This window comes from Asanoa sp. NPDC050611 (genome assembly GCF_040654855.1).
Lineage (GTDB): Bacteria > Actinomycetota > Actinomycetes > Mycobacteriales > Micromonosporaceae > Asanoa.
This window is the reverse complement of record NZ_JBFAIU010000345.1, coordinates 1-8,037: the sequence shown is the minus strand read 5'-3', so window position 1 is coordinate 8,037 and position 8,037 is coordinate 1. Positions and strand designations below refer to the sequence as shown.

The 8,037-nt window shown below is 74.1% G+C and carries 10 protein-coding genes; 3 read left to right on the top strand and 7 right to left on the bottom strand.

The genetic code is table 11. The annotated features are described in order from the left end of the window. The 4 genes from AB0H87_RS34350 to AB0H87_RS34335 all read right to left on the bottom strand — a co-directional run. The coding region (locus AB0H87_RS34350) for a glycosyltransferase (RefSeq protein WP_360155388.1) at nucleotides 1-1,478 on the bottom strand (1,478 nt) is incomplete at its 3' end. Continuing rightward, complete coding sequence (locus AB0H87_RS34345) at nucleotides 1,478-1,855, bottom strand: hypothetical protein (protein WP_360155385.1); 378 nt, start codon at nucleotides 1,853-1,855, stop codon at nucleotides 1,478-1,480. The genes AB0H87_RS34345 and AB0H87_RS34350, both read right to left, overlap by 1 nt. After that, on the bottom strand, nucleotides 1,845-2,381 hold the full coding sequence (locus tag AB0H87_RS34340) for a hypothetical protein (RefSeq protein ID WP_360155382.1): 537 nt from the start codon (nucleotides 2,379-2,381) through the stop codon (nucleotides 1,845-1,847). The genes AB0H87_RS34345 and AB0H87_RS34340 overlap by 11 nt, the downstream gene beginning before the upstream one ends. Beyond that, nucleotides 2,378-2,959 (bottom strand): RNA polymerase sigma factor, encoded by a 582-nt coding sequence (locus tag AB0H87_RS34335; RefSeq protein ID WP_360155379.1) that lies wholly within the window; start codon nucleotides 2,957-2,959, stop codon nucleotides 2,378-2,380. The genes AB0H87_RS34340 and AB0H87_RS34335 overlap by 4 nt, the downstream gene beginning before the upstream one ends. Before the next feature lie 137 nt (nucleotides 2,960-3,096). Here AB0H87_RS34335 and AB0H87_RS34330 point away from each other — a divergent pair, with 137 nt between their 5' ends. Continuing rightward, nucleotides 3,097-4,557 (top strand): long-chain fatty acid--CoA ligase, encoded by a 1,461-nt coding sequence (locus tag AB0H87_RS34330; RefSeq protein ID WP_360155376.1) that lies wholly within the window; start codon nucleotides 3,097-3,099, stop codon nucleotides 4,555-4,557. 4 nt (nucleotides 4,558-4,561) lie between these two features. Here the strand turns inward: AB0H87_RS34330 and AB0H87_RS34325 are convergent, their stop codons facing one another. From AB0H87_RS34325 to AB0H87_RS34315, 3 genes are all read right to left on the bottom strand, one after another. Beyond that, nucleotides 4,562-5,572, bottom strand: coding sequence for a DNA topoisomerase IB (locus tag AB0H87_RS34325; RefSeq protein WP_360155373.1), 1,011 nt, complete (start codon nucleotides 5,570-5,572; stop codon nucleotides 4,562-4,564). A gap of 21 nt (nucleotides 5,573-5,593) precedes the next feature. After that, the gene (locus tag AB0H87_RS34320) at nucleotides 5,594-6,268 is read right to left on the bottom strand and encodes a DUF6766 family protein (protein WP_360155370.1); all 675 of its coding nucleotides are present in this window, start codon (nucleotides 6,266-6,268) and stop codon (nucleotides 5,594-5,596) included. An 81-nt stretch (nucleotides 6,269-6,349) separates the two neighbouring features. Next, the gene (locus tag AB0H87_RS34315; protein ID WP_360155367.1) at nucleotides 6,350-6,754 is read right to left on the bottom strand and encodes a hypothetical protein; all 405 of its coding nucleotides are present in this window, start codon (nucleotides 6,752-6,754) and stop codon (nucleotides 6,350-6,352) included. A gap of 146 nt (nucleotides 6,755-6,900) precedes the next feature. Here AB0H87_RS34315 and AB0H87_RS34310 point away from each other — a divergent pair, with 146 nt between their 5' ends. Together AB0H87_RS34310 and AB0H87_RS34305 are read left to right on the top strand one after the other, a co-directional pair. Continuing rightward, nucleotides 6,901-7,170 carry a hypothetical protein gene (locus AB0H87_RS34310; RefSeq protein WP_360155364.1) on the top strand — a complete coding sequence of 90 codons (270 nt, stop codon included), beginning with the start codon at nucleotides 6,901-6,903 and terminating at the stop codon, nucleotides 7,168-7,170. Then, the coding region (locus AB0H87_RS34305) for a molybdopterin-dependent oxidoreductase (RefSeq protein ID WP_360155361.1) at nucleotides 7,167-8,037 on the top strand (871 nt) is incomplete at its 3' end. The genes AB0H87_RS34310 and AB0H87_RS34305, both read left to right, overlap by 4 nt.

The window sequence follows — 8,037 nt, the reverse complement described above, 5'->3', positions numbered from 1 at the left end:
GCGCGCAGAGCCCGGATCCGCAACTGCACCTGGTCGAGGCCCAGCCGTCCGGGGTACGGGTCTGCTTCCGGACTGCCGCGACCGCGATCGAGCTCACGGTTGGCCACCTTCGCGTTGCCGGACACCGCGCCCACCCGCGGGTCCGCGAACGGCTGCACCAGGCGGTGGATCGTCTCGGGCTCGAAGACCGTGTCGCCGTCGACGAGGACGAGCAGCTCCGACCGGGCGTACGCGATGCCGGTGTTGAGCGCCGCCGGCTTGCCCGCGTTGCGTTGCCGGACCACCCGCACGCCCGGCACGCCCAGCCGCGCGACGATGTCGGCCGTCCCGTCCGTGGAGCCGTCGTCCACGACGATCACCTCGACCGCCGGATGGTCGCCGCCGACCAGCGACAGCACGGTCGCCCGGATGTTGGCGGCCTCGTTGTACGCCGGCACGATCACCGACACCGGCGCCCAGACGCCGCGCGCGGGTGGCCGGCGCCGCCGCGCGTACCACCAGGCGCAGCCGGCCTGGACCGCGAGCCGGCCGGCGCCGAGCACCAGCGCCACCGCGAGCAGCCAGGTCATGACGGTGGCCAGGCCGCCGCCGAGGGCCTGGAACCAGCGCAGCGCCGTGCCCCGCCACCGGTCGCCCGCCGACGCGGGCCGCGCCGGCACGCCGAGCGCCGCCGAGACCGTCGTGAACCGGTAGCCCTGGTTCTTCAGCAACGGGATCAGCTGGTCCAGCGCCGCCACGGTCTGCGACCGGTCGCCGCCGCCGTCGTGCAGCAGGACCACCGCACCCGCGCCACCCGCCGGCTGCGCGGCCCGCACGATCGCGTCCACGCCGGGCCGGCGCCAGTCGTTGGAGTCCAGGTCGGCGAGCACCGCGATCTGGCCCTGGGCGGTGGCGTCCCGCAGCGCGGACAGGTCGGCCGCGGTCACGTCGCCGGGGCGCGACGAGAACGGCGGCCGGAACAGCGGTGCCTGGCGCGCGGTCGCCCCCGCGATCGCGTTGCGGGTCAGCGCCAGCTCGAGGTGCCGGTGCCAGGTCGCGGCGCTGCTGAGGTCGGCGTGGGTGAACGTGTGCGAGCCGAGGTCATGCCCCTCGGCCACGATCCGCCGCGCCAGCTCCGGCTCCTCGTCGACCTGGGCGCCGACCGCGAAGAACGTCGCGGGTACGCCGTGCCTGCGCAGCACGTCGAGCACCTGCGGCGTCCACCGCGGGTCGGGACCGTCGTCGAAGGTGAGCGCGATCGTCCGGTCGGGCAGCGAGCGCGTCGCGAGCCCGCGCGGGTCGGCGCGGACGAACGGCCCGTCCAGCGGGGCCGCGGCCGGCACGGTCGGGTCGGGCCGGCCCGAGCCGCCGCCTCCGCCGCGGGCGTAGCCGGCGAACGCGAGGCCGGCGAGCAGCACGACCCCGCCCAGCGCGAACAGCAGCCAGTGCGCACGCGGGTCACGCCGCGCGATGTGGCGCGGCCGGTGCCCGGCGGTCATCAACCGGCCTTGGACTTCGGGTTTCCCGGCTTGTCGGTCGGCCGGTTGCCCCGCCCGATGCCCCGACCGGGCTTGTCGGCCGGGCTCGTGGTGGCGGCCGGGCCTGTGGTCACTGAGCTGCTGGACCGGCCGGCCGGCGAGTCCGAGGCCGGCTTCGCGGTGGGTCGCACGGCCGGCGGGGGAGCGGGCCCGATCACGGCCGACTCCGGCTCGGGCGTCCCGCCGGTCCAGCCGGGAAGCGGCAACGGCGACCCGGTGAGCAGGCCGGCGGCGAGCAGCCCGAGCGCGCCGACCAGGACGGCGGCCGATGTCACGGCGAGCCAGGCGAGGACCCGCCGGCGCCGCCCGGTCCGGTCGACGAAGACGTCAGTGCTCATCGCCGCGCCCGGCTGGGTTCGGCGTCCTCTTTCCCGGATTCGGGTTCGCGCTGTTGCGCCGCGGGTGTGGTGACCGCGCGTGCTCGTCGGGACCCTTGGGCTTCTTCGTCGCCCCGACGGGTTGCTGCGGCTCCGGCGTCCGCGTCGCACCCTCGCGCCCGTCGACGGCCGGAACCGCCGGCCGGGCCGGTGCCACGGGCGCGGGTCGTGGTGCGGGCCCGCGTGCCGGCACCGGCAGCGTGCCGGTCGCGCTGGCGACGGCGAGGCCCGACCCGGTCAGCAGCGTGCCGGCGATGGCGACCTTGAACGCCAGCAGCCGCGACAGCGTGCGCCGGGCCCGCACCGGCCGGGCGGCCGACCGGTCGGCGGTGCGGAACGCCGCCGCGGCCTCGGGCTCGCCGGCAAGCTCGTGCGGCCCGGCCGGCCCGCGCGCCGCGATCAGCACGCGACCCAGCGGCGTGCCGGCTTCCCCGCCGTCGAGGAGGTGTTCGGCGGCGGCGCGGTCCGGCCATCCCCGCCCGGTCATGGCGAATCCTCGGGCATGACGGCGGCGAGCCGGCGCAGCCCCCGGTAGGCGGCGGTGCGCACCGCGCCCGGCCGCTTGCCCAGGATCTGCCCGACGGTCTCGGCGTCGAGCCCCATCACGACCCGTAGCAGCACGGCTTCGGCCTGCTGCGGCGGCAGCGTGGCGATCAGCGCGACGGCGGCACCGGTGGCCACCGCGTCGGCGGCCTCGTGCTCGGTGTCGGCGCCGCTGGCCAGGTCGGCGAGCGCCTCGACCGGGACCGGCACGCTCGGCCGGCGGCGCAGCTTGCGGGCGTGGTCGAGCGCGCGGTGCCGGGCGATGGTCACGGTCCAGGCGCGGAAGTTGGCGTAGTCGCCGGCGAACCGGGGCAGGTCCCGGCAGACCTGCAGCCAGGTCTCGGACGCCACGTCCTCGGCGTCCTCGCCGATCAGCCCCCGCAGGTAGCGCAGCAGGGCCGGCTGAACCGCGCGGAACAGCTCCCGGAAGGCGCGCTCGTCGCCCTCCTGAGCGGCGGCGACGGCGGCGGAGAGGTCGGCGGCGCCGGTGCTCACCGCGGGCTCCGTCAGGTCCAGCTTCACGGGAAAGAGAGCGCCGCCGCCCCGCCGCGTGTCACACGCCGCGCAGAGTGACCGGCCCGCCACAGGACACATCGGCGGACCTCGACGTGTCGGGCCGGCGGCGGCAGAATGCGACGAAGACCATCGGGGAGGCGCCCATGTCCTTCAACCTCAGCGTGATCCTCCGCGAGTCCGCCCGCCGCGACCCCACCAGGACCGCCGTGATCTTCGGCGACCGCAAGGTCAGCTATGCCGAGCTGGACGAAGCCGCCGACCGGGCCGCCACCGGGCTGCTGCGGTACGCGTCCCGCGGCGACCGGGTCGCGCTGATGCTGCCCAACCGGGTCGAGTTCCTCGAGTGCTACTTCGGCATCCTCAAGGCCGGCCTCGTGGCGGTGCCGATGAACCCGCTGCTCAAGGCCGGCGAGGCCGCGCACATCCTGGCCGACAGCGGCGCCCGCGCGGTGGTCGCCGGCGACCTGTCCGCCGCGGCGGTCGCGGACGCCGGCGTACCCGTGCTGAACGCCGACCGACCCGACTATCTGGGCGCGCCGGACCCGCTCCCGTGGGCGGCGACCACCAACGCCGACGACACCGCGGTCATCATCTACACGAGCGGCACCACCGGCCGGCCGAAGGGCGCCGAGCTGACCCACTTCCAGCTCTACCTGAACTGCTCGCTGTCCGGCGACCGGTTCGACACGCGCCCCGACGACGTCTCGCTCGCGGTCCTGCCGTTCTTCCACGTGTACGGCCTGTCGAGCGTCGTCAACGTCGCGATCCGGCTGGGCGGCACGATCGTGGCCGTCCCGAAGTTCGACGTCGACCTGGTCCTCGACGCGCTGCACCGCCACCGGGTCAGCGTGCTGGCCGGCGTGCCGACCATGTACCACGCGCTGCTCAACGCCGACACCACCGGCCGCGACCTGTCGGCGCTGCGGATCGGCTCGTGCGGCGGCGCGTCGATGCCGGAGGCCGTGCTCAAGGGCGTCGAGGAGAAGTTCGGCATCACGGTGCTGGAGGGCTACGGGCTGTCGGAGACCGGCAGCACCGCGACGATGAACCCGAGCGTCGACGACCGCCGCGTCCGCTCGATCGGCCGGCCGATCTGGGGCGTCGACGTGCGCGTCGCGGCACCCGGCGGCGGCGCCGAGGTGCCCACCGGCGAGGTCGGTGAGCTGCTGGTCCGCGGCCACGTCGTGATGAAGGGCTACCACGACAACCCGGCGGCGACCGCGGAGGCGATCCGGGACGGCTGGCTGCACACGGGCGACCTCGGCTACCGGGACGCGGACGGCTTCCTCTACGTGGTCGACCGGATCAAGGACCTGATCATCCGGGGCGGCTTCAACGTCTACCCGCGCGAGGTGGAGGAGGTCCTCTACGGTCACCCGGCCGTCCTCGAGGCGGCGGTGATCGGCCGGCCGGACGAGCGCGTCGGCGAGGAGATCGTCGCGGTGGTCACGGTCCGCCCCGGCGCCGACCTGGACACCGCGGAGCTGATCGCGTACTGCCGGGAGCGGCTGGCGGACTACAAGTGCCCGCGCGAGGTCCGGGTCATGGCCGCCCTGCCCAAGAGCGCCACGGGCAAGCTGCTCAAACGGGAGCTGCGGGTCTGAGCGGTCAGCGCAGCAGGTCGAGCACGGCCGCCTCGATCGTGGCGCGGACCGCCCGGTCGTCGAGGTCCGGCGCGGCGTCGTCCAGCTCGATCGTGACGCCGTCGACGAACCGGTCGACGACGCGCGGGTCGACGTAGGACGCGCGCGCGACCGTCGGTGTGTTGCCCAGGTAGTCGGCCACCTCGCGGATCGCCGCCGGCACGGCTCTCCTCCGGGCGACGGCGGACCGCCCGGGGCGGGCACCGGCCTCGTCGACGGCCAGCGCGACCGCGGCCAGCACCGTGCCGTTCCACGTGCGGAAGTCCTTGGCGGTGATCTCTATGCCGCTGATCTCGCGGAGGTACGCGTTGACGTCCGCGCTGCGCACGTCGACCCACTCCCGTCCCCGCCGGAAGGCGAGCAGCTCGGGCTGGTCGTCGGGGCGGGCGAGCAGGGTACGGACCACCGCGCGCACGTCGTCGTCACGCACGTCGAGGGTGCGCTCCTGACCGCCCTTCGCCGGGTAGCAGAACCGGACCACCCCGTTGGTGAGGCGCACGTGCTCGCGCCGGACGGTGGCGAGCCCGAAGCTGGCGTCGTCGCCGTTCGCGTACTCCTCACCGCCGATCCGGAAGCAGCCGACGTCGAGCAGGCGCACCGCGGCGGCCAGCACGCGGTCGCGGGTGGCGCCCCGCTGGGTCAGGTGTCCGTCCACCGCCGACCGGATCTCGGGCAGGTGGGCGCCCACCTCGAGCACGTGGTCGAACTTCGCCGCGTCCCGCCGCGCCCGCCAGGCGTCGTGGTAGCGGTACTGTCGCCGGCCGGCCGCGTCGACGCCCGTCGCCTGGATGTGGCCGCGCGGGTCGGTGCATATCCACACGTCGCGCCAGGCCGGCGGGATCACCAGCGCGCGGATCCGCTCCAGCTCACCGGCGTCGGTGAGCGCGGCGCCGTCGGGACACAGGTAGCTGAAACCGCTCCCGCGGCGCCGCCGGCCGTAGCCGGGCCGACTGCTGTCGCTGCGTCGTAGTCGCACGCGTGGTGGATACCCACCTGTTCAGCCTTCGACGCCCGTCGTTTCGTGGGAGGAGCCGACCGGTTTGGACTCCGGGGATCCCCGCTGTCGCAGGTAGATCGAGAGGATGACCATCGAGGCGACCGCCAGCAGCTCCGACTGCCAGTTCTGCAGTGTCCGGTTCCAGAAGTCGGGCTCACCCAGGTAGCGGCCCCACGAGACCGTGTTCTCCAGCTTGCTCAGCTGTTGCTCGTTGTAGGCGGCGACGCCGGCGATGGACTGGGCCGTCCAGGAGCCGATGAAGATGGCGCCCATCACCAGCCCGAGGGAGTTGGAGAACAGCAGCCGCCGCGCGCCCGGCTCACGGGCCCACCGCGGTGACTCCGGCTGGGCGTGCTCGCCCATCTTCTGTTCCTCGTGCGTCTCGCGGCCCACCTTGTCGAGCTCTTTGGACTCCGGCGAGCCCTTCTGGACCAGCCACACGGTGAGGAAGATGTAGAGGAAGAACTGGAGGTACTCGGACTGCCAGTTCTCCGAGACGTCGGTGCCGAAGCTGGCCGACGTCACGTACCGGCCGAGCGAGATCGGCTCGAGCCCCTCCGCCACCTGCTCCTGGTTGAAGTTGGCGTGCCCGGCGAACGCCTGCCCGACCAGCACGATCAGGAACAGGACGCCGAAGACCAGGCCGAGGGAGTTCTCCTTCAGGAAGCGCTTCACCGGTGCAGCACCCCCAGCACGATGATGTACGCGAGCCCGAGCGTCACGAACACGAGCAGCGTCACGAACAGCACGCGCATGTCAGCCTCCCTGCAGTGTGCAGTCGTACGGCCGGTCACCGCGCGGCTCGCAGCCGGCCGCGACCACGCGCCAGCCGCCCCGGAAGACGGCCAGGAACACGGTGTCGGTGTCGAGCCGCACCTGCGCCCACTGGCCGTACACGTTCGTGGTGGTCACCTGCCCCGGCCCGGGCAGGTCCTCGCCGAGGATCGCCTCCGCGCACGGCTGGTCGGCCGACTGCTCCAGGTCGGCGAGCGTCTCGGGTGCCAGCGTCGCGCAGGCGGCGTCGCCGTCGCCCTGGTCGACCGCGTCCAGCAACCGGACCGCGACGGCCGCGGCCGCGTCCTCCCGGCCGCCCGGACCACCGCAACCCGCCAGCGCGAGCGCCGCGGCCAGCACGACCGTGCCGAGCCCCAGGGTTCTCATGAGCCACAATCTTCCCAAAGGCGCGTTCACTTATGCGGCGCCACGCTGGGTGAGCCTTTCCGACCGGGTCGGCGGAGCGCACCGTCCACGATGGCCGCCTCGGGCGACTCGTGGTTGAGCGCCTACGCGTGGGGTAACCGGCAGGGATGGCTACCACCAGACAGACCAAGGCCGCCCGGTCGAACGTACGTAAGGCGCAGGCCGGTGCGCGAGCCAAGAAGTCGATCTCGAAGATGCCCGCGAAGACCCGCACCGCGCTGGGCAAGCAGGGCGCCGCCGTCGCGCAGCGTAAGCGGACCGGCGGCAGCTCACCCAAGACCAGGGCCGAGTTGTACGAGCTGGCGAAGCGCCGCGACCTGCCTGGGCGCTCCAAGATGGGCCGCGACGAGCTGGCCCGGAAGCTCGGCGAGAAGTGACGACCGACCGGATCGCGGATCCGTGGGGTGACCGCACGCCCTACGGACCCGGTGCGGCCTGGCCGGTGCGGGTCGACCTGCAGCTCGCCGAGGGCCTGAGCGAGGGCGACGTCGACCGGTGGGTCCAGGCGGCGTCGCTGCTGCACTCCAACGGCGACGCGATGGACATCGCGGTCAAGGACGGCCGCATCGCCGGGGTACGCGGGCGCGCCGTCGACCGCGTCAACCACGGCCGGCTCGGCCCGAAGGACCTCTACGGCTGGCAGGCGAACAACAGCCCCGACCGGCTCACCCGGCCGCTGGTCCGCGAGGGCGGCCGGCTGGTCGAGACCGACTGGGACACGGCGATGGGCCGGATCGTCGACCGCTCCCGCGAGCTGCTCGACGGGCCCGGCGGCTGGGGCCGGTTCGGCTTCTACACCACCGGCCAGCTGTTCCTCGAGGAGTACTACGCGCTCGCGGTCATCGGCAAGGCCGGCATCGGCACCCCGCACATGGACGGCAACACCCGGCTCTGCACGGCCACGGCGGCCTCGTCGCTGAAGGCCACCTTCGGCACGGACGGGCAGCCCGGCTCGTACGCGGACGTCGACCACTGCGACGCGCTCGCCCTCTGGGGCCACAACGTCGCCGCCACCCAGACCGTGCTCTGGAGCCGGATGCTCGACCGCCGCCGCGGCACCGACCCGCCCGCGCTGCTGGCCGTCGACCCGCGCGAGACCCCCGTCGCCCGCGAGGCCGACGTCCATCTGGCGGTCCGCCCGGGCACCAACGTGGCCCTCCTCAACGGCCTGCTCCGGGAGATCATCCACAAGGTACGTGGAGACGGACTGCTCGCGTTCGAGCATCGCGGCTACGTACGCCGGC

Coding starts and splice junctions, on each gene's coding strand:
- AB0H87_RS34345 (WP_360155385.1), bottom strand. CDS start 1,855: ATGAGCACTGACGTCTTCGTCGACCGGACCGGGCGGCGCCGGCGGGTC.
- AB0H87_RS34340 (WP_360155382.1), bottom strand. CDS start 2,381: ATGACCGGGCGGGGATGGCCGGACCGCGCCGCCGCCGAACACCTCCTC.
- AB0H87_RS34330 (WP_360155376.1), top strand. CDS start 3,097: ATGTCCTTCAACCTCAGCGTGATCCTCCGCGAGTCCGCCCGCCGCGAC.
- AB0H87_RS34315 (WP_360155367.1), bottom strand. CDS start 6,754: ATGAGAACCCTGGGGCTCGGCACGGTCGTGCTGGCCGCGGCGCTCGCG.
- AB0H87_RS34310 (WP_360155364.1), top strand. CDS start 6,901: ATGGCTACCACCAGACAGACCAAGGCCGCCCGGTCGAACGTACGTAAG.